Origin of the sequence: Haloferax sp. Atlit-4N, assembly GCF_003383025.1 — an archaeon.
Classification (GTDB): Archaea; Halobacteriota; Halobacteria; order Halobacteriales; family Haloferacaceae; genus Haloferax; species Haloferax gibbonsii.
On record NZ_PSYY01000003.1, the window covers coordinates 300978 to 320173 of the forward strand.

17 protein-coding genes are annotated in these 19196 nt (G+C 64.0%); 7 read left to right on the plus strand and 10 right to left on the minus strand.

Annotation, left to right across the window (positions count from 1 at the left end):
- The first annotated feature begins 129 nt into the window (after positions 1–129).
- Positions 130–993 (plus strand): ParA family protein, encoded by an 864-nt coding sequence (locus C5C07_RS16790; protein WP_004972235.1) that lies wholly within the window; start codon positions 130–132, stop codon positions 991–993.
- Positions 990–1400, plus strand: coding sequence for a hypothetical protein (locus C5C07_RS16795; RefSeq protein WP_115805612.1), 411 nt, complete (start codon positions 990–992; stop codon positions 1398–1400). Before C5C07_RS16790 ends, C5C07_RS16795 begins: the two co-directional genes overlap by 4 nt.
- Before the next feature lie 227 nt (positions 1401–1627).
- Here the strand turns inward: C5C07_RS16795 and C5C07_RS16800 are convergent, their stop codons facing one another.
- From C5C07_RS16800 to solA, 4 genes are all read right to left on the minus strand, one after another.
- Positions 1628–4141, minus strand: coding sequence for an FAD-dependent oxidoreductase (locus tag C5C07_RS16800; RefSeq protein WP_008097072.1), 2514 nt, complete (start codon positions 4139–4141; stop codon positions 1628–1630).
- A 140-nt stretch (positions 4142–4281) separates the two neighbouring features.
- Positions 4282–4440 carry a hypothetical protein gene (locus tag C5C07_RS21790; RefSeq protein ID WP_008097074.1) on the minus strand — a complete coding sequence of 53 codons (159 nt, stop codon included), beginning with the start codon at positions 4438–4440 and terminating at the stop codon, positions 4282–4284.
- A 34-nt stretch (positions 4441–4474) separates the two neighbouring features.
- Positions 4475–6229 carry a BCCT family transporter gene (locus C5C07_RS16805; protein ID WP_008097076.1) on the minus strand — a complete coding sequence of 585 codons (1755 nt, stop codon included), beginning with the start codon at positions 6227–6229 and terminating at the stop codon, positions 4475–4477.
- A 284-nt stretch (positions 6230–6513) separates the two neighbouring features.
- The gene (solA, locus tag C5C07_RS16810) at positions 6514–7656 is read right to left on the minus strand and encodes an N-methyl-L-tryptophan oxidase (protein ID WP_115805613.1); all 1143 of its coding nucleotides are present in this window, start codon (positions 7654–7656) and stop codon (positions 6514–6516) included.
- A 198-nt stretch (positions 7657–7854) separates the two neighbouring features.
- On the opposite strand from solA, the gene C5C07_RS16815 reads away from it, so the two are divergent.
- Both C5C07_RS16815 and C5C07_RS16820 read left to right on the plus strand, forming a co-directional pair.
- Entirely contained in the window at positions 7855–8997 is a 1143-nt protein-coding gene (locus C5C07_RS16815) for an aromatic ring-hydroxylating dioxygenase subunit alpha (RefSeq protein ID WP_115805614.1), read from the plus strand.
- Positions 8990–9364 carry a hypothetical protein gene (locus C5C07_RS16820; protein ID WP_115805615.1) on the plus strand — a complete coding sequence of 125 codons (375 nt, stop codon included), beginning with the start codon at positions 8990–8992 and terminating at the stop codon, positions 9362–9364. The genes C5C07_RS16815 and C5C07_RS16820 overlap by 8 nt, the downstream gene beginning before the upstream one ends.
- Positions 9365–9395: 31 nt before the next feature.
- Here the strand turns inward: C5C07_RS16820 and C5C07_RS16825 are convergent, their stop codons facing one another.
- Positions 9396–10046, minus strand: coding sequence for a helix-turn-helix domain-containing protein (locus tag C5C07_RS16825; RefSeq protein WP_008097082.1), 651 nt, complete (start codon positions 10044–10046; stop codon positions 9396–9398).
- 248 nt (positions 10047–10294) lie between these two features.
- Between C5C07_RS16825 and C5C07_RS16830 the strand changes: the two genes are divergently transcribed.
- Positions 10295–11167, plus strand: a complete 873-nt coding sequence (locus tag C5C07_RS16830) for a hypothetical protein (RefSeq protein WP_049913725.1) — start codon at positions 10295–10297, stop codon at positions 11165–11167.
- A gap of 5 nt (positions 11168–11172) precedes the next feature.
- On the opposite strand, the gene C5C07_RS16835 is transcribed toward C5C07_RS16830, so the two are convergent.
- Together C5C07_RS16835 and ilvA are read right to left on the minus strand one after the other, a co-directional pair.
- On the minus strand, positions 11173–11553 hold the full coding sequence (locus C5C07_RS16835) for a Rid family detoxifying hydrolase (protein ID WP_004972257.1): 381 nt from the start codon (positions 11551–11553) through the stop codon (positions 11173–11175).
- 121 nt (positions 11554–11674) lie between these two features.
- Positions 11675–12916, minus strand: coding sequence for a threonine ammonia-lyase (gene ilvA, locus C5C07_RS16840; RefSeq protein ID WP_008097085.1), 1242 nt, complete (start codon positions 12914–12916; stop codon positions 11675–11677).
- Between the two features lie 370 nt (positions 12917–13286).
- Here ilvA and glyA point away from each other — a divergent pair, with 370 nt between their 5' ends.
- A complete protein-coding gene (gene glyA / locus C5C07_RS16845) occupies positions 13287–14534 on the plus strand; it encodes a serine hydroxymethyltransferase (protein ID WP_008097091.1) in 1248 nt (415 codons plus the stop codon).
- Positions 14535–14766: 232 nt separating this feature from the next.
- Positions 14767–15186, plus strand: coding sequence for a heme-binding protein (locus C5C07_RS16850; RefSeq protein ID WP_004972263.1), 420 nt, complete (start codon positions 14767–14769; stop codon positions 15184–15186).
- A 60-nt stretch (positions 15187–15246) separates the two neighbouring features.
- On the opposite strand, the gene C5C07_RS16855 is transcribed toward C5C07_RS16850, so the two are convergent.
- The 3 genes from C5C07_RS16855 to C5C07_RS16865 form a co-directional block, all read right to left on the minus strand.
- The gene (locus C5C07_RS16855; RefSeq protein WP_049968746.1) at positions 15247–16404 is read right to left on the minus strand and encodes a M20 family metallopeptidase; all 1158 of its coding nucleotides are present in this window, start codon (positions 16402–16404) and stop codon (positions 15247–15249) included.
- A 115-nt stretch (positions 16405–16519) separates the two neighbouring features.
- Positions 16520–17752, minus strand: a complete 1233-nt coding sequence (locus C5C07_RS16860) for a Cdc6/Cdc18 family protein (protein WP_004041152.1) — start codon at positions 17750–17752, stop codon at positions 16520–16522.
- A gap of 850 nt (positions 17753–18602) precedes the next feature.
- Positions 18603–19169, minus strand: a complete 567-nt coding sequence (locus tag C5C07_RS16865; protein WP_008097102.1) for a TATA-box-binding protein — start codon at positions 19167–19169, stop codon at positions 18603–18605.
- Between the last annotated feature and the right edge of the window lie 27 nt (positions 19170–19196).

A 19196-nucleotide genomic window follows, 5' to 3' on the forward strand; every position in this document is an offset into this window, starting at 1 on the left:
AATCGAGTCGATACAACCCCCAGAATGAATAATTTGGATTATTTAGATAATTTGAGTTGTCCAAAGAGTCGGAGTAACCATAATTATTTCAACTGCGCCGAGAATCTCGCTATCACGGATATCCCCATCATGTCACGTGCAGTCAGCGTCTGTCTCCTCAAAGGCGGTATCGGCAAGTCGACGACCTCCATCAACCTCGCCCGCGAGCTCGCACACCGGGGCAGCGACGTACTGCTCGTGGACCTCGACCCGAACGGACACACCACGACGGGGCTCGGATTCGGCGAGGAGTTCTACTCGGAAGCGCACCTCGGCGACGTGCTCCTCGACGACGCCGAGTTGGAGCCGCGGGAGCTCATCTTGGAGACCGGGTTCGAAATCGACCTCCTCCCGTCGAACGACCGCATCGAGCAGGTCGAGTCGGACCTCGGCGGCGTGATGATGGGGTCGGCGCGGCTCAAACAGCGCGTCATCGACCCGCTTCTCGGCGACGACTACGACTACGTCGTCGTGGACTGCCCCGCGGCGCGCGGGAAACTCAACGACAACGCGCTGTACGCCACGCAGAACCTCGTCTTGCCGATGCGCCCCGAGTCGGGTGCGCTCTCGGGGCTCGAAAAGACGGTCAAGCGGCTTATCACGCCCGCGCGGGAGCACTTCGACCTCGAAATCCTCGCGGTCGTCCCGACCGACCTGCGGGACCGAATCGACCACGACCGCCCGACGAGACGGCTCGTGGAGGCGCTCGTCTCGAAGCCGAACATCGCGTCGAAGCTCCCGAACTTCGCGTACACCGACCCGGAGGTGTTCGAGGCCATCGACGACGGCGAGTGGGACGACGACCTGCCGAAGCCCGGAATTCGGCACCGCTCGGCCATCGACGCGTCGATTCGAGAGCACATGCCGCTTCGGGACTACGACAGCACCTGCGACCAGTTGGCGTGCTACGACGAACTCGCGCAGATCGTCGAAGAAGGCGAGGTGGCCCGATGAGCGAAGACCCCTTCGGCGACCTCGACGCCGCGATGGGGAGCGGGGAGTCCGCGTCGGAACCCGAATCCGAACCGGAGCCCGAGGGTGCTGACGCCAACGACGCGGCCGAATCGGAAGTGGAGCCAGAATCGGAACCGCTCGACGAAATCGACCCCCGCGAGCGCCCCGCCTTCGAGTTCGACGAGACCGTCCACAAGGCGCTGTACGTGCTCGAAGCGGTCGCCGACGAGTTCGACGACATCATCACCTACGACGTGGAGCGCGAACTGACCCGCGACCACGGACTCAAGAGCGTCACGAAGAGCGAACTCCACAACGCCGCGCTCGGCGTGGCGACCGAACACCCCGAAGAAATCGTCGAGCGCGTCCTCGAACAGCGCGGCGTCGACGACGAAGGTTCTGAATAATTCGGAGAATCCGACTCTGTCAAACCTCTTAGCGCCAAACAGAACACGTGCGACATACAGCGGGAGCGCACCGACCGTGACAGCGCTAGAGTAGTGTAACACTACGAGTGTGAGTTCCTCGCACACCGACGTCAGCACGGCCACAATAAGGTAGCAGCGACGGAGGGCCTCGACGGAGCCAACGATTCAGAGGGAATCGGAGGCGGTGACGCGCCGCGAATCGCCCCTCACCGAATTATCTTGTCGCGGCCGGGGTCGAAGAGCGGCCCTGACCGGACCGTCGCGGAGTAGGCGTCACCTTCGTACCGGATTTCGACTTCCTGTCCCGCGCTGGCGTACTGTTCGGGGAGGTAGGCGTACGCGATGCCGGCGTCGATAGTGTAGCCGTAATCCGCCCGACAGCAGTAACCGACGACGTCGCCGTCGGCGAACACCGGGTGGCCCGCGTCGACGACGGCCTCCTCCTCGTCGAGCGTTATCGGGACGATGCGGTCGCTCGGGCTGTCGTCGTTTTTGTCTTCCACGAGCGCCGCCTTCCCGACGAAGTCCGTGTCGAGGTCGACCGCGAAGCCGATGCCGGCCTCGTACGGGTTGTGTTCGGGCGTGAGGTCCGTCCCCCAGAGACGGTACCCCTTCTCCATACTCGTCGAGTCGAGCGCGGCCCAGCCGACGGGAGCGATGTCGTACTCCTCGCCGGCCTCCCGAATCGCGTCCCAGAGCTGGCACCCGTACTCGGTCGGGGCGTAAATCTCCCAACCGAGTTCGCCGGCGTACGAGAGTCGAAGCATCGTCACGGGGATGCTCCCGAGATAGGTCTCCTGTGCGGAGTAGAACGGGAATTCGTCGTTCGAGAGGTCGGCCTCGACGAGGTCCGAAAGCACCTTCCGGGAGTCGGGCCCGAAGACGCCGATACCGGTCCGACTGGAGACGTGCGCGGTCACGTCGACGGAGCCGTCGTCGGGCGCGTGTTCTTTGACCCACCGCGAGTGGAGCGTCGCCGAGCTTCCGCCCCCGGTGAACAGCACGAACCGGTCGTCGTCGAGACGGGCGACCGTCAGGTCGGCGAGCACGCCGCCGTCTTCGTTGAGCATCGCCGAGTAGCGCATCCGGCCCGGGGTGACGTCCACATCGTTCGTCAGGAGCCCCTGCAGGAACTCCAGCGCACCCGGTCCCGTCACTTCGATGGGCGTGAAGGTCGTCATATCGACCATGCCGACCTTCTCGCGGAGGTGCTGGTGTTCCGCGCCGTGGACCTTCGACCAGTTCTGCGAGAGCCAGTCGGGGCGGTCCGGAACGTCGTACGTTTCGAGGAGCGTCTCGTTGGACTCGTACCACTGCGGGACCTCCCAGCCGTCGCTGTCGTAGAACTCCGCGCCGAGGTCGGCCTGCCGGTCGTAAAACGGGCTCCGGCGGAGGGCACGCTGTCCGTCCGGCTGTTCGCGCGGGTGGATGAGCTGGTACACCTCCCGGTACTGTTGTGCCCCGCGGCCGTAGGTGTACTCTCGGCTGCCCGTGTGAGACTGGAACCGGGAGACGTGCGCTCCGGAAGCGTTGACTCGGGAGCCGTCGAGCCGCGGCGTCCCGTCCTCCATCCAGCTGGCGACGATGTCGCCCGCGCCGCCGGACTGCGTGACCCAGACGGCGAGCGCCCACCAGAGTCCCTCCGTGTCCTCGTCCGGCCCGAGGATGGGCATGCCGTCGGGGGTGAACGAGAACATCCCGTTGATGGCGGAGGTCCACTCACAGTCCGCGAAGCCGGGGACGAGTTCGCTGGCGGCGTCGAACGCCGACCGGTCGTGGTCCGGGTGGGTGTTCTCGTAGAAGTGCTCGTCCGTAAACTCGCGGAGAGACGGGTATTCGAGTCCGAGGTCGTCGAGCTTGTCGGGACCGTAGATGTCCGACGGGTCGACGAGGAGCGACTCGTGGTTGTACGAGCCGATACCGTAGCGCTCGCCGTGCTGTCGGTAGTACAGCGAGTGGTCTTGGTGCCGAAGCAGCGGCTGTTCGATTTCGCGCGACGCGCCATCGAGTTCGTCCAGTTCGTCGGAGACGAGATACTGGTGTGCGCAGGGCACGAGCGGGATGTCCGTGCCGACCATCTCGCCGAACAACGGCCCCCAGATGTTCGTGGCGACGAGCACCTCGTCGGCCTCGATTCGGCCGTGTTCGGTATCGACCGCATCGATACTGCCGCCGGAGATGTCGATGTCCGTGACCTCGGTGTGGCCGTAGAACTCGACGCCTGCCTCACGTGCCTGCTCCGCCATCGACTCGGCGGCACTAACGGCGTCGGCCTTTCCGTCCGACGGGACGTAGTACCCGCCGTAGATGACGTCGGAGTTTATCTGCGGGACGCGCGCTTCGACCTCCTCGGGCGTGAGAAGTTCGCCCTCGTCGATGCCGTACGACTGCCCCCACTCGCGCTTGCGTTTGAGGAAGTCCCAGCGCGCCTCGGTGTAGGCGACTTCGATGCCACCGCACGTCCGGAAGTCGCCGAACCCGTCGTAGAGGTCGCGCGTGTACGACGCCATCTCTGTCATCAGCTTGTTCCCGGCCGTCTGGAACACGAGTCCGGGCGCGTGAGACGTCGAGCCCCCGGTCTCGAACAGCGGTCCCCGGTCGAGGACGACGACGTCGTCGCGACCCGACTCGGCGAGGTGATACGCCGCACTACAGCCGACACAGCCGGCCCCGACGACGACCGTTCCGGCGCGTTCGGGAAACGTAGACCATGTGCTCATATACCAAACAGTAGTGACCGCGGCCTTCGGATGTCTCTCTGGGACCACTATCTGAGGTGTATAAGTTCCGGGGGTGACGAGAACCGGGTCTGGCCACGGACGAGCGTCACTCGCCAACGAGTATTTCTCGCCGACGAGCGTCACTCGCCGACGAGGTACTTCTCTCTGAGGTAGATAACGAGGCTGGCGCTCAGGAACGCGAGACCCGCGCCCTGTAGCTCACCGACAGTCATCGCGAACAGCGCGACGACGAAAAGGAAGACCGCGAACGCCGCCGAAGCGACAGCGAGCGCGTTCATCGATAGCGTAGAGTCATCGATTCGGTGCTTCCGTTCAGTCGTCCGTCGTCCCGGATTTCTCTCGGATGTTGGTCACGACCGACGTCCGAGACCGACCGACGTCGATGTCGATATCTTCGTCACCCAGGTTCTCTATCCGCTCGGCGAACTCCTCGGACTGCAGGAGTTCGTACTCCTTGTCGAGGCCGAGATAGACCGTGTAGCACGTGACGACGAGGACGATAGCGAACGGGAATCCCGTCGCGATAGCCGCCGTCTGGAGTGCGTCGAGCCCGCCGCCGTAGAGGAGAAGCGACGCGACGACGCCCTCCGTGACTGCCCAGAAGATACGCTGCGTCCGCGGAACATTGTGTTTGCCGCCCGACGTGAGATGGTCGACGACGAGCGACCCCGAGTCTGAAGAGGTCACGAAGAACGTCACTACGAGCGTCACCGCGAGCAGTCCCGAGACGGCGCTGAACGGGAACTGTTCGAGGAGCGCGAACATCGCGACCGTCTGTCCGGCCTCGCCGTAGGTCGCGAGGACGACGCCGTTGCCCTGAAGCGAGTTGAACAGGGCGCTCCCGCCGAACGCCGAGAGCCAAACGGTCGAGAACAGTGACGGCAGGACGAACACGCCGAAGACGAACTCGCGGACCGTCCGTCCCTTCGAGATGCGCGCGACGAACATGCCGACGAACGGCGACCACGCAATCCACCACGCCCAGTAGAACACCGTCCAACCGTTGACGGTGGACGCACCGCCGCCGAGCGTGCCGGTGAAGAACGCCAACGAGAGGAAGTCGCTGAAGTAGTTTCCGAGCCCCTGCACCCACGCGCCGAAGATACTCATCGTCGCGCCGGCGACGAGCACGAACGACAACAAGACGAACATCAGAAAGACGTTCAGCGTGCTCAGACGCCGGATGCCGTCTTCGAGGCCGGCCGCGACGGATGCGGTGGCGATGAGAGTAATCACGGCGATGAGCCCAATCTGCATCCCGGTGTTGTTCGGAACGCTCAGGATGCCGAGCATGCTCTCGCCGAGGATGTACGATAGACCCGTGTTTATCTGTGCGACGCCGAGTCCGAGCGACGTGGCGAGGCCGAACAGCGTCGCGAACACCGACACGAGGTCGATGAGATGGCCCGGCCAGCCGTAGATTCGCTCACCGAGGAGCGGCCAGAAAATCGACCGGAAGGTGAGCGGAAGCCCCCGATTGAACGAGAAGAACGCGAGCCCCAGTCCGACGAGGCCGTAGATGGCCCACGGGTGGAACCCCCAATGGAAGAACGTCTGGGTCATCGCGGCGATGCCCGCGCCACCGGACCCGGCTTCGGCGTCGAAGAAGCCGGGGACGTTGGTGAAGTAGTACAGTGGCTCCGCGACGCTGTAGAACATGAGTCCGATACCCATGCCCGCGCTGAACAGCATCGCCATCCACGAGAAGTCGCTGAACTCCTTTTCGGCCTCGACGCCGCCGAGGGTTATCTCGCCGTACTTACTCAGCGCGAAGTATGCCAAGACGACGATAAAGAGATTGACCGACAGGAGGAAGAACCACCCGAAGTTACCCTCGAAAAAACCCCTGACGCCCGAGTAGACGCTCGCCGCCTGCTCGCCGAGGACGAGCGTCACGGCGACGAAGGCGCCGATTATCAAGAGCGCGGCCGGGAAGACGACGGGGTGGATGTCGAGCCCCCAGCGTTGGATGTTCCCATCACCGGGTTCGCGCTCGGTCTCCGGGTAGAACAGGTCCGCCTGTAGTTCGCTCGTAGACCGGTCGGCCGAGTCGTTGCTATTCGGCATTCGATACACCCTCCGTTAGGAATCGCCTCTGGAATTCGTGTACGCTCATATCGTTGTCCCGCTGTGGGGCCACCCGCGGTCACCGTCGAGGTCGGCGCCTGCTCCGACGCGTCCACTCGAGCTATGACACGAGCCCACACCCCTCACGATTCAACCAACCCATCGGTATTACACATCTTAACCGATAGTCTTCGATAATAGTGGCATTTATACGCAAATAGAGGAGCGTTGCGAAAGTTATATCCTCAAATCGGTTGACGGGGTGAAACCGAAAGCCGCGGTCGTCACTCGAACCTGTCGAGCGAGAACATGTCGAGCGGCAGGTCGCTTTCGCCGTCGACGGCGAGGTCGGCGAGGATTTCGCCGATGACGCTGGCGAACTTGAAGCCGTGTCCCGAAAAGCCGGCCCCGACGGCGACCTGCGGGTGGTCGGGGAGCGTGTCGAGGATGAAGTGTTCGTCCGGCGAGTTCGTGAACATGCACGTCGCGAGCGACATCGTCGGCCCCGCGGCCTCCGGGAAGTACTTCTCCGTGACGTCCCGGAGTATCGCCTCGTCGGCGCGGTTCGGCTCGCGGTCGAAGTCGTCGGGGTCGACTTCCTCGTCGCGGTGGTGGTACTTGCCGAGTTTGAAGCCCGGCACGTCGTGGACCGGGAACCCGTAGAACCGACCCTCGGGGACGCTGAGGTTCCAGACGGGGAACTCCTCGGGCGCGAACGTCGACGGCGACTCCGGTTGGAACCACGCGAGCGCCTGTCGCTCGGGGACCGCAAGCCCGTCCAGGGCATCGGCGAGTTTGTAGTTCCACGCGCCCGCGGCGAGCACGAGCGCGTCCGCGACGTACACGCCTCGGTCGGTGCGGACGCGCACGCCACCGTCGTTCGTCTCCGCCCAGTCTTCGACTCGCTCGCGGGCGCGAATCTCGGCACCCCGCGCCTGCGCCGTCTCGGTGTGCGCGATAATCGCCTGCTCGGGGACGATGAACCCGCCGTCCTCTTGATAGACCGCCCGGTACTCCTCGGGGAGTTCGTAGCCGGGGAACCGCTCGTTGACTTCCGCACCGGTCAGCACCTCGTGCGGGATGTCGTGTTCCTCACAGGAACGCTTCGAGCCGGCGAACACGTCGTTGTCGACCGGCCCGGCGTCGATAGAGCCGGTTCGGTGGATGACCTCGCGCCCGGTCTCGTCGGCCAGGTCGTCCCAGAGGTCGTACGCCCGTTCGATGAGCGGGACGTACGAGGGGTGTTCGTAGTACGCGCGCCGGATGATGCGCGTGATACCGTGAGACGACCCCTGCGAGTGGGGAATGTCGTATCGTTCGAGACCGACGACGTCGAGGCCGCGGTCGGCGAGGTGGTACGCGGTCGCGCTTCCCATCCCGCCGACCCCGACCACGGCGACGTCGTATCGGTCGTCGCGGACACTCATTGTGTCCGTCGGTTCGGAACGTCCCCCCTTCACTCTTGACCTGTATCACGGAGCCCCTTTTTCCGTCGTCCGACTCAAAACCCGTCGAGAGCGTCGCTGACGGCCGAACCGTCGCGCCACCGCGATTATCCACCGCCACTTATACGGGTCCACTATTCCCGACGAACCCTTTTCCAAAGATGTGTGTTTCTTCCTCCCATGACACGGTGGAACAACAATCGTGACGAGATCGGTGCGGTGAGTGCTGACATCACCGCGGAAACGAACGCGCTGCCGGCGAGGTACTTCACCGACCCGGAGGTCCACGAGATGGAAAAGGAGAAAGTGTTCGGTCAGTACTGGGTCTACGCGGGCCACGAGACCCATATCCCGGACGCCGGCGACTACTTCACGCGAACCATCGGTGACAAGCAGATAATCGTCACCCGTGACGGCGAGGGCGACGTGCGGGCGTTCTACAACGTCTGTGCCCACCGCGGGTCGAAGATGCTCGACGACACGCCGATGACCGACACCGGAACTCTCAATCGAATCACCTGCCCGTACCACCTCTGGGCGTACGAACTCGACGGGACGCTCCAGAGCACCCCCAAGAGCTTCGAGGAGGCGAGCCTGAACCCGGACCTCGACGACGACGCCGTCGGCGAACTCGACCCCGAAGAGAACGGACTGATGGAGGTCAACACGGACGCCATCGGGCCGCTCGTGTTCGTCAACTTCGAGGACGAACCGAGCCTCTCGCTGGCCGAACAGGCCGGGTCGATGAAGACCGAACTCGAAGACCTGCCGCTCGGCGAGTACGAACACGCCCGCCGCTACGTCTCCGAAGTCGAGTGCAACTGGAAGACGTTCAGCGGGAACTACTCGGAGTGCGACCACTGTCAGGCGAACCACCAAGACTGGGTCCGGGGACTCGAACTCATGGACTCCGAACTCGAAGTCAACGACTACCACTGGGTGCTCCACTACAAGCACAAAGAGGACGTCGACGACGAGATGCGCATCCATCCCGAGCACGAGGCCAAGTTCTACTACTTCTGGCCGAACTTCACGGTCAACATGTACGGCACCGCCGACGGCTACGGTACGTACATCATCGACCCCATCGACGAGGGGCGCTTCCAGCTCATCGCGGACTACTACTTCCGCGACTCCGACCTGTCGGAGGAAGAAGAGAAGTTCGTCCAGACGAGCCGACAGCTCCAGGAAGAGGACTTCGAACTCGTCGAACGGCAGTACGAGGGACTCACGTCCGGCGCGCTCGGGCAGGCACAGCTCGGTCCGAACGAACACACCGTCCACAAACTGCACCGCCTCGCACAGGACGCTTACAATGCCTGAAAACGAGGATGCCAAACTAGCCGAAAAACCACGCGCCGGCGTCGTCACCTGCCCGGCGTGCGACCTCCACGTCTCCGTCGCGGAGCCGAACGACGCCGTCGAACTGTACCGACGACACGCGAACGTCACCGGCCACGACGTCGAGTGGGAGCGCGTCGCGTTCGACGCCGAGGCCGAGAGCGACGACGCGAAGGAGGCGCTCATCGAACTCGGCGAGGACCACCCCGACGGCGTCGCGCTCGGGCGACTCGCCGCGGCGCTCGCAGACAACGGCGTCGCCATCGGCGAAACGCTCGACGCCGTCCGCGACCTGCGGATGAGCGGCGAAATCTACGAACCGCAGGACGACTACGTCCTCGCCGTCTGACTCCCACACCTTTTTTGCGGGGCTCACCCGGTCACTCGTCGAGAAGAATTGACTCGACCAGCTCCGCGGTCCCCCGTCTGATTCGCCCGCTGACGGCCGTCGGCGAGATGTCGAGTACCTCCGAGAGGTCGTCTAACGCCGCCTCTCGCGGCTCCTCGAAATACCCGTGTTCGTAGGCGGCGACCAGCGCGTCGCGCTGTGCGTCGGTGAGTTTGCTCGGCTCGCCGTTCATCCAGCCGTCCTGTCGGAACATCCGGTTCAGCTCGAAGGTGATGTCCTTCGCCTCGCAGTACTCCCACAGCTCCGAGAGCGCCTCGCGGTCCGATAGCTGGAGACGGACCCGCCAGCCCGCCGTGTCGTTGCTGCACGCGTCGAGCATGAGCCCGCCGAGCTCCGTGACGATAGGCGAGAGGAGAATCGCGTCCGTCGTGTGTCCGATGCGATACACCGCGGCGTCGTCTCGCTCGGAGACGAGTCGCCAGTCGCTGACTGTGTGGTCGACTTCTAACGCCGCTTCGAACGCCGAGCACTCCGCGCCCTTCACGACGAAGAAGAACAGGCCGGTCTCGGGGTCCGTCGCGGACTGCGAGACGACGTCTATCTCGCTCGCGGCTTCCGACCGAATCGTCGGCGTCAGCGCGAGGTCGTCGTGCGCGATGTCGGCAACAGTTATCAAACTCATCGTGTCTTTACCTCGTAGTCCAAGGGGTTCGAGACCGAGCAAACCAGAGCGTCGGATCGGTTGAAGTACGCGAAGTCGTTTCGACGTTCGCGGTGAAAACGTTTCTCGTGAGCACGATATAGTAGTTTGAACAGCAGATTCTTGTTAATAGTTTTCGCCGCATATTCTGTGGGACTATATAAATCCACTCAGTATTCCACACCGCTTTTCAGGGAGTCCCGGCGCGTCCGTGGTGACCGAGACGGACAATGAGTGTGGGCACATCGCTTCGGCGACTGGGCGAATTCCTCGAAGAATGCGAGCGGACGGACGCCGCGAGCGTCCAAGAGTCGTCCGTGGCGGTCACGGAGACGGGCGCGTCGGCGGACGTCGAGTTCGCGCTCTCGTCGAGCGCCGGCGGCGGCTCCGGCGTCGGAGTCCGAGGGACCTCTCTCGACTCCGACGGGACGATTGGGCTCACGCTCGAAGTCGACGACGTGTTGCCGAGCGGTCGCGAACACGTCGCCGTCGATGCCGCGGACGTCTCGCTCGACGGGGAGCCGTCGGTCGTCGTCACGGTTGCGGCCGATTCGACGCCGACGGCTCCGAAGGAGACGGGCGACGCCGATACCGAGTCACCCGAGACCGTCCGGAACCCGAACGTGCCGGCGTTCGAAGACACGCCGTACCTCGAAGCCGTGTACGCGCGGTACGAGACGTTCGAGCGGATGGCCGACGCCTTCGAGATGGACGTGACCGACGAGACGGTCCGCAGGTACATGATAGACCAAGGCGTCCACGAGCCGTCGTCGTATGAAACGTCGCTCGCCGGCGAGCCGGCGGCTATCGAGCGAGCGCCGACGCCGGCCAACGACGCCGGCGAATCGCCCGAGGCGCTCGCCGACGGCATCGGCCTCCCCGAGTCCGTCACAATCGACCAACTCGCCGACGCCGCCAACGACGCCAAGACCGTCTACGAGTTCGGGAAGGTGCTTGGCCTCGAACGTATGGACGCGCTCGAACTGCTCCAAGACCTCGACTTGCTCGAATTCGTGATGGGCCGTCTCACCACCGACGACGACCCCGATGTGAGTCGAGAGGACGTCGTGGCGCGCATCAGAGCGTCGGCCGGAGAGAAGTAGCGGCGTTACTCGACCGCGGCGATGGCCTCGATTTCTACGGCCGCACCCTTCGGCACGTCGCCGACGCCGACCGCGCTCCGTGCGGGCGGTTCCACGTCGAAAAAGGCGCTGTACGCCTCGTCGAACGCGTCGAAGTCGTCGATGTCGTCGAGGAACACAGTCGTCTTGAGCACGTCTTCCGGCGTCAGCCCCTCGGCGGCGAGGATGGCCTCCACGTTCCGAAGGCACTGACGCGTCTGTTCTTCGACCGATTCGTCGTCGAGCAGTTCCCCGTCCGGGGTGAGCGGGAGTTGCCCGGCCGTGACGAGGATAGAGCCGTTCGTCGTCGCTTGACTGTACGCGCCGACCGCGGCGGGCGCTTCGTCGGTATCGATGATTCGCTTCACGGGGAGAGTGTCGGCGTTCCCGTCCTTCAAGCTGTGTCCCGACGGAACTCGCACGAGGTGTCAAAATAATAATAGTTTGTGCTGAGACCGCGAGAGCGACCGAAACCGACGAGCGACGCGGCTATCGCCGGGCCGAAACGTCGTCGACCGCGTAGCCCGCGTCTTCTATCGTGTCCACGACGGCCGCCGCGTGTTCGGCTCCTTTCGTCTCGATACGGAACAGAAGGTGCGCCTCGCCGACGTCGAGGGCGTCGACGGCGCGGACGTGGCGAACGTCGTGAATGTTCGCGTCGCGGTCGGCGATGAGTCGGGAGAGCCGCGCCATCTCGCCGGGTTCGTCTCGGATTCGGACCCGGAGGCGCAGCGTCTGCCGGCGGCTGGTGAGCGCATGGACGAGCACCGTCTGGAGCATCGTCATGTCCAGATTCCCTCCGCAGAGCAGCGGCATGACGGTCTCGCCCTCGACGTCGAGGTGGTCGCTCAGCACGGCGGCGACCGAGGCGGCACCGGCACCCTCCACGACCTGCTTGGCGCGTTCGAGCAAGAGGAGGATGGCCTCTGCGATTTCCCCGTCGGAGACCGTGACGACCTCGTCGACGTGTTCCTCGATGGTTCGGAGCGTCAACTCCGAGATGCCGCCGGTCGCGATGCCGTCGGCGATGGTGTTCGTGTCGTCGAGCGTCACGGGAACGCCTTTGTCGAGGCTCTCGTGGACCGTTTCCGCGCCCGCGGCCTGCACGCCGACGACGCGAATCTCGGGGTCGTGGTGCTTGATGGCGGTCGCGATACCCGAGATGAGCCCGCCGCCGCCGATGGGGACGACTACGGTGTCCATCTCGGGGAGGTCGCGATACATCTCGACGCCGAGCGTTCCCTGCCCGGCGACGATGTCGCAGTCGTCGTACGCGTGGACGAACTCGGCGCTCGACTCCTCGGCGAGCGACTGCGCGTACGCCATCGTCTCCTGGAAGTCCTCGCCGACGAGTTCGACCGCCGCGCCGTAGTCGCGCGTCGCGTCGATTTTCGTCTGCGGGGCGTTCTCCGGCATCACGACCGTGGAGTCGGCTCCGCACTCGGTCGCGGCGAGCGCGACGCCCTGGGCGTGGTTGCCGGCGCTCGCGGCCACGAACTCGTCGATTCCGCGGTCGGTGTCCTGTCGAATCTTGTTGTACGCGCCCCGCGTCTTGAACGACCCCGTCCACTGGAGATGTTCCATCTTCAGGTAGACGTCCGCGCCGACGAGGTCGCCGAGCGAGGTGCTCCGCTCTATCGGCGTCCGCTTGACGACGCGGTCGTTTTCGAGTCGCTCGCGCGCGCGTTCGATATCGCGGTACTGTACCGGGAGCGACTCCGTCTCACTCATCGGCGACTCACCCCGGCGGTCGGTCGCACGGCGCGCCGGGATGGCAGGCGCGTGTCGCCTCGGGTTCGGGACTGTCCGTAAACTGTGATAGTTCTTAGCACGGTATGTGAGAAACGTGACGAAGTTCCAATATAGAGCTATCGCCGGTCGGCGCTCGTCTGGGTGAGAACCGAGCACAGTACATGCCGTTTTTGGCAGTCAACAACCTCAATTCGGATTATTCGCAGACAGCCACAACGGGCGCTCGTCGCGCCTCTCGGCCCGACCACAGAACATATTCGTTCTGTCAAGTTGTGGTTCTCGCCCGGCGTTCCACCCTCGTCTCGGGGGTCGGCGAAGCGTTATACCGCAGAGTCGAGATGCACCCACGATGCCTTACGACACCGTTCGAGAGACCGACCCGGCCGTCGCCGACGCGCTGACGGGCGAACGCCGGCGGCAGAACGACACGCTCGCCATGATAGCGAGCGAGAACCACGTCAGCGAGGCGGTTATGGAGGCCCAAAGCTCGGAGCTGACGAACAACTACGCCGAGGGCTACCCGGGAAGCCGGTACTACGGCGGCTGCGAGTACGCCGACGAAGTCGAACAACTCGCCATCGACCGCGCGAAGGAACTCTGGGGTGCCGACCACGTCAACGTCCAACCGCACTCGGGGTCGCAAGCGAACATGGGCGTGTTCCTCGCCGTGCTCGACCCCGGCGACAAGATTCTCTCGCTCGATTTGACCCACGGCGGCCACCTGAGCCACGGCCACCCGGTGAACGTCGCGGGGAAGACGTACGAGGTCGAACAGTACGAAGTCGACGCCGAGACCGGCTACGTCGACTACGAGCAACTCGCCGAGAAGGCCGAGGAGTTCGACCCGGACATCATCATCTCGGGGTACTCCGCGTACCCGCGGGAAGTCGAGTGGGAGCGCGTGCAGGCCGCGGCCGAAGCGGTCGACGCGTACCACCTCGCCGACATCGCCCACATCACCGGCCTCGTCGCCGCGGGCGAACACTCCTCACCCGTCGGCGTCGCGGACTTCGTCACCGGCTCGACCCACAAGACGATTCGCTCGGGTCGCGGCGGCATCATCATGTGCGACGAAGAGCACGCCGACGACGTCGATTCCGCGGTCTTTCCCGGACTCCAAGGCGGACCGATACTGCACAACGTCGCCGGCAAGGCGGTCGGCTTCGGCGAGGCGCTAACCCCTGAGTTCGAGGAGTACGCGTCGCAGGTCGTCGATAACGCCGCCGCCCTCGGCGAGCGGCTACAGGAGCGCGGCCTCGAACTCGTCTCCGGGGGCACGGACACCCACTTGGTCCTCGTCGACCTCCGGCCGTCGCACCCGGACACGACCGGCAAGGACGTCGAAGCGGCCCTCGAAGAGGTCGGTATCGTCCTCAACGCCAACACGGTTCCCGGCGAGAGTCGCTCGGCGTTCAACCCCAGCGGTATCCGCGCCGGCACGCCCGCGCTGACGACCCGCGGCTTCGATGAGGAGGCCTGCCGAACCGTCGCCGACCTCATCTACGAAATCGTCGACGCGCCGCACGACGAATCAGTCAAGGGGTTCGTCGACCAGAAGGTCGACGAACTGACCGACGAGTACCCGCTGTACGACTGAGTCGACCCCGGCCCCAACCCGCGCGACTCACCTCGGACCGAACGGTCCCGGTTCGCGACCGTCGGCGGCGACATGAATTGTCAGTATTTCTACCACTATTGTTTTGCCGGGGAACCGCTCCGGGCGAGACTCAGACGCCCGAAATCGACGGATAGAAGCAGATTCAGTCGCCGACTCGGCGCGGCGGCGCACGTATAAGTAGGGCCGTCGAGACCGGTTTCGACGAAGCGATATGTCCGATGCAATCAATCTCGAGACGGCGAAGGTACTCATCGAAGCGGCGGAAGCGGAGGCCGAATCGATGGGACTGCGAATGGTGATTACGGTCGCGAACCCGGAGGGTAACCTCATCGCACAGCACCGAATGGACGACGCGTGGCTCGCGAGCGTCGACATCTCTCGAAACAAGGCGTACACGGCGGCCGCGCTACAGACGCCCACGCACGAACTCGCCGAGCCGACACACCCCGGCGAGTCTCTCTGGGGACTCCAAACGACCGACGAGAATCGGCTCGTCGTCTTCGGCGGCGGTTATCCCCTCGAAGTCGACGGCGAAATCGTCGGGACCGTCGGCGTCAGCGGCGGCGAGGTGTCCGAAGACATGGCGGTCGCGAGCGCCGCAGTCGAGCGGTTCGAAGAGCTCGTCGAATAATCGAAGTCGCTGTCAGCCGCTTTTTTCGAGTCGTTCGGCCGAGGGCCGACGTTCGGACCGTCAGTTCTCCACGTCTTCGAACAGTCCACGGAGTGCCGTGCAGAGAATGTCGTACCCGGCTTCGACCTCCGACAGCTCGATGTACTCGTCGTAGGCGTGGGCCTGCGCCATCGACCCCGGACCCCACGTAATCGCGTCCATCCCGGCGTCGTTGACGAGGTTCCGAACGTCGGTCGCCGCCCGAATGCCCCACGGTTCGGGGTCGGTGTCGGCCCGCTCGGCGGCCGCGTCCCGAAAGCGCGTCGCGATGTCGCTGTCGGTCGGAACCGCCGCCGACTCGTAGACCCGCGTTCGCGCCCACTCGACGTGCAGGTCGTGTTCGGCCGCGACGTCGGAGAGCACCGTGTCGATTTCGGCGTCGACCTCCTCGACGGACTCCGAGGGAACGAACCGCCTGTCGACCGTTATCGTCGCCCCCTCCGGGACGACGTTCTCCTTGGTCCCCGCCTCGAACTGCGTGACCGTCGCAGTCGGCCGGCCGACGAGCGGGTCGGACCGCTGTCGAATCCGCTCGTCGTACGCCGCGAGCGCGTCGAGGACGAGTCGGGCGTTCCCGATCGCGTTGTCGCCCTCGTCGGGCCGACTCGCGTGCGATGGGTCGCCACCGACGGTAATCTCGTACCAGCCGAGGCCCTTCGCGCTCGTCGCGGTTCGCAGCGACGTGGGTTCGAGCACGACGCCGTAGGTGCCGTCGTAGCCGCGTTCGAGGAGCGTCTTCGTTCCCGGTTCGGCCGTCTCCTCCCCGACGGCGGCGTGGAACACGAGCGACCCGTCGAGGGATCCGGAGTCGAGCGCGTCGGCGAATTCGACCGTCGCGAGCATCGCGAGGGCGACGCCGCACTTCATGTCCGCGCTCCCGCGACCGTACAGCCTACCGTCTCTGACAGTCGGTTCGTACGGCGGGAGGTCCCACTGGTCGCGGTCGCCCGCCGGAACCACGTCGAGGTGGCCGTTGAGGACGACCGAAGGCTCACCGTCGCCGACGCGGGCTACGACCTGCGGTCGGTCGGGATACGGTTCCTCGACGAGCGTCGCCGAGACGCCCCGAGATTCGAGCCAGTCGTACACGAAAGCCGCCGCCGCCCCCTCGTCTCCCGGCGGGTTCTCGGTCTCTATTTCGACGAGACTCGTGAGCAACGATAGTAACTCCTCGTCCATGATTTCGGTCGTCTATCGACAGAGACGGGCGTGTGTTAAGGGTTCGTGCGATAGCTTTTTTCCAACTCGACCGTCAGCGTGGAAGATTCCGTGCGAACGCACGCGTCGGGCATCGCTATTCGAGCGTGGAGATACGACTGTCTCGGAGAAGCACCCGCTTGACGATGTCCGGGTCCTCGAGAAGGCGGTGGGTCCCGTGAACGCCCTGCCCGCGGCCGCGACCCCGGACTTCGGACTGGATGACGTTGAGGAAATCGAGTTCCTGCAGGAGTTCTTGGACGCGGCGCTCCGAGAGTTGGTCCATGTCGAGGTCGTCGGCGACGGTGAGGTACTGTCGATAAATCTTGTTCGTCGTAATCTCGGCGGTCTTTCGGCCGCCGGTCTGGAGAACGAGGGAGTAGAGGACGGCCTTCGACTGCGTTGCGGTCCCTTCGAGGAGTTCGCTGAAGCGGTCGGCTTCGCTCTTTTCTTTGGCGGCCCGCACGTGGTCGTCGGTGACGGTCTCCGCGCTCTCGTTTCGGGCGATACGACCGGCGTTACGGAGAATATCGATTGCCTTCCGCGCGTCGCCGTGTTCCTGGGCGGCGAGCGCGCTCGCGAGGGGAATCACGTCGTCGGTGAGGACGCCGGGCTTGAACGCGTCCTTCCGGTTTTCGAGGATTTCGCGGAGTTGGTTCGCGTCGTAGGACGGGAAGACGAGTTCGTCGTGGGCGAAACTCGACTTGACGCGCTCTGTGAGTTCCTCGGGGTAGTCGATTTTGTTCGAGATGCCGATGATACCGATACGGGAGTCCACTATCTTCTGGTTCTCGCCCGCGCGCGAGAGCTTTCGAAGCACCTCGTCGTCGCGGAGCATGTCGATTTCGTCGAGGATGACGATGGTCACGTCGGAACAGGTGTCGAGCACCTGCCACAGCCGGTTGTAGTAGTCGCCGGTCGACAGCCCGCGCTCGGGAATCGTCATCCCGCTTTTCGACGGGTCGTTGACCTGCGAGGCGAGCGTCTTGATGACCGACGCCTCGGTGTGCTGTTCGCCGCAGTCGATGACGGCGATGCGAACGTCGACGTCCTCGCGGACCGCCTCGTGTTGGAGCCGCTCGCTCACGAGACGCGCGGTGAGCGTCTTTCCCGACCCGGTCTTTCCGAAGATAAACAGGTGGGTCGGTTCGCGTCCGAAGATGGCGGGGTTGAGCGCCTGTGCGACTTTCGACATGTGCTCGTCGCGGCCGACAATCTTGTCGGGACCGGGGAGATGAGAGATTTTGAGGATATCCTCGTTCGCGAAGATAGGCTGGTCGTAGCGGAACAGCGGGTCGCGAGTCCCGCCCTCGCTCTCGTCCGATGTCATGTGAGTTCGGTATTCATACTCACCCGTAATAAAGGTGAAGGGGTGGACTCGCGTTTGTAACAGCGACAAATACGGCCGTTTGAGCGGTATTTCAGTCCCGGTTTTGGATTCGACGATCAACGAGTAGTATCGCGCAAGTAAGGCTGTCAGACACCACCCTCGCGTTTGTAACGCGCGAGACGGTCTCGGGGGAACCACTCACTGGAGGGGTACGCTCGCGTTTGTAACTCGAGTCGCGAGAGACCACCCTCGCGTTTGTAATTGAACGGGGGGAGTACCGTCGCGTTTGTAACGTTGAGCGTCGAAAGCACCGGTGCAGACACACCACCCTCGCGAATGTAACGCGAATCGGCGTGGGGGTGGTCCGCAGGTCGAGTGATTTCCGGATGTTTTTGCTTCTATATTTACAAACGCGAGGGGGGTGTGTCGAATTCCTCTAGGGTCTGGCGTAGCCGTTACAAACGCGAGGGGGGTGTGTGTGTGTACTCCCGAGCGCAGACGGACGAATCATGAACAACACCCATTTCGAAGAACAGCCACGACACCTCGACACGCATCCAACGACGCGATGCCGTTCTCCTCACTGACGCACCGAACTAACACTAGTAGCTAGACTACTAGTTCTACTACTCAACACAACACCACAACAACAAGCAACGAATCAGAGACTAAAGGAAACAGGACGGACGAGAAGCGGGAGCCGACGGACAACAACCCGAAAACAGCCACCGTCAGCACCGATACCGTCTCCCGACCTCCAGTTAACCGCCTTCCCAGCTTCGCCAACACGCCAGTACGTCACCCGGTGTCTCAACGGCCACCGAGTACCCGTCGACTACCCACCGAGTGCTCACCCGAACAGTCCGAGCTCGCGAACGTCCTCGTCGACCGTCTTGAGCGCTGCTTCGGCGTCGGCAGTCCGCTTCGCCCCCGTAATCACAATTTTTCCGCTTCCGAACATGAGGACGACGACGCTCGGTTCGTCGAGACGGTAGACGAGTCCGGGGAACTGCTCGGGTTCGTACTCGACGGCTTCGAGACCGAGACCGATGGCCAGCGCGTTCAGGTTGAGCGCCTCGCCGAGGTCGGCGCTCGAAACGATGTTCTGGACCGTAATATCCGCATCCTCGGGAACGGGCACGCCGAGGTCGGTGAACTCGTCGAACAGCGTTTCGATGGCCGTGCTCACGTCGTCGACGCTGTCCGCGCCGGTACAGACGATTTTCCCAGACCGAAAGACGAGACACGCCGACTTCGGGTCTCGGGTTCGATAGACGAGTCCGGGGAAGTTCTCGGGGTCGTAGTCCGTCCCGTCCATATCGAGCGAGAGTCGTTCGAGGTCGAGTTCGACCGGAACCTCCGTCGAAGCGACGACGTTCTGAATCTCGATGGACCCGACGGCGTTCACGTGCGACATCTTGTGGATTCGTTGACACTCGCTCGA

What these genes read in the sequence shown, in the direction of transcription:
- C5C07_RS16820 (WP_115805615.1), top strand. Translation starts at nt 8,990, where the DNA reads ATGCCTGAAAACGAGGATGCCAAACTAGCCGAAAAACCACGCGCCGGC.
- C5C07_RS16855 (WP_049968746.1), bottom strand. Translation starts at nt 16,404, where the DNA reads ATGGACGAGGAGTTACTATCGTTGCTCACGAGTCTCGTCGAAATAGAG.
- ilvA (WP_008097085.1), bottom strand. Translation starts at nt 12,916, where the DNA reads ATGAGTGAGACGGAGTCGCTCCCGGTACAGTACCGCGATATCGAACGC.
- C5C07_RS16815 (WP_115805614.1), top strand. Translation starts at nt 7,855, where the DNA reads ATGACACGGTGGAACAACAATCGTGACGAGATCGGTGCGGTGAGTGCT.
- C5C07_RS16800 (WP_008097072.1), bottom strand. Translation starts at nt 4,141, where the DNA reads ATGAGCACATGGTCTACGTTTCCCGAACGCGCCGGAACGGTCGTCGTC.
- C5C07_RS16850 (WP_004972263.1), top strand. Translation starts at nt 14,767, where the DNA reads ATGTCCGATGCAATCAATCTCGAGACGGCGAAGGTACTCATCGAAGCG.
- glyA (WP_008097091.1), top strand. Translation starts at nt 13,287, where the DNA reads ATGCCTTACGACACCGTTCGAGAGACCGACCCGGCCGTCGCCGACGCG.
- C5C07_RS16865 (WP_008097102.1), bottom strand. Translation starts at nt 19,169, where the DNA reads ATGTCGCACGTGAACGCCGTCGGGTCCATCGAGATTCAGAACGTCGTC.
- C5C07_RS16830 (WP_049913725.1), top strand. Translation starts at nt 10,295, where the DNA reads ATGAGTGTGGGCACATCGCTTCGGCGACTGGGCGAATTCCTCGAAGAA.
- C5C07_RS16805 (WP_008097076.1), bottom strand. Translation starts at nt 6,229, where the DNA reads ATGCCGAATAGCAACGACTCGGCCGACCGGTCTACGAGCGAACTACAG.
- C5C07_RS16790 (WP_004972235.1), top strand. Translation starts at nt 130, where the DNA reads ATGTCACGTGCAGTCAGCGTCTGTCTCCTCAAAGGCGGTATCGGCAAG.
- C5C07_RS21790 (WP_008097074.1), bottom strand. Translation starts at nt 4,440, where the DNA reads ATGAACGCGCTCGCTGTCGCTTCGGCGGCGTTCGCGGTCTTCCTTTTC.
- C5C07_RS16860 (WP_004041152.1), bottom strand. Translation starts at nt 17,752, where the DNA reads ATGACATCGGACGAGAGCGAGGGCGGGACTCGCGACCCGCTGTTCCGC.
- C5C07_RS16795 (WP_115805612.1), top strand. Translation starts at nt 990, where the DNA reads ATGAGCGAAGACCCCTTCGGCGACCTCGACGCCGCGATGGGGAGCGGG.
- solA (WP_115805613.1), bottom strand. Translation starts at nt 7,656, where the DNA reads ATGAGTGTCCGCGACGACCGATACGACGTCGCCGTGGTCGGGGTCGGC.
- C5C07_RS16825 (WP_008097082.1), bottom strand. Translation starts at nt 10,046, where the DNA reads ATGAGTTTGATAACTGTTGCCGACATCGCGCACGACGACCTCGCGCTG.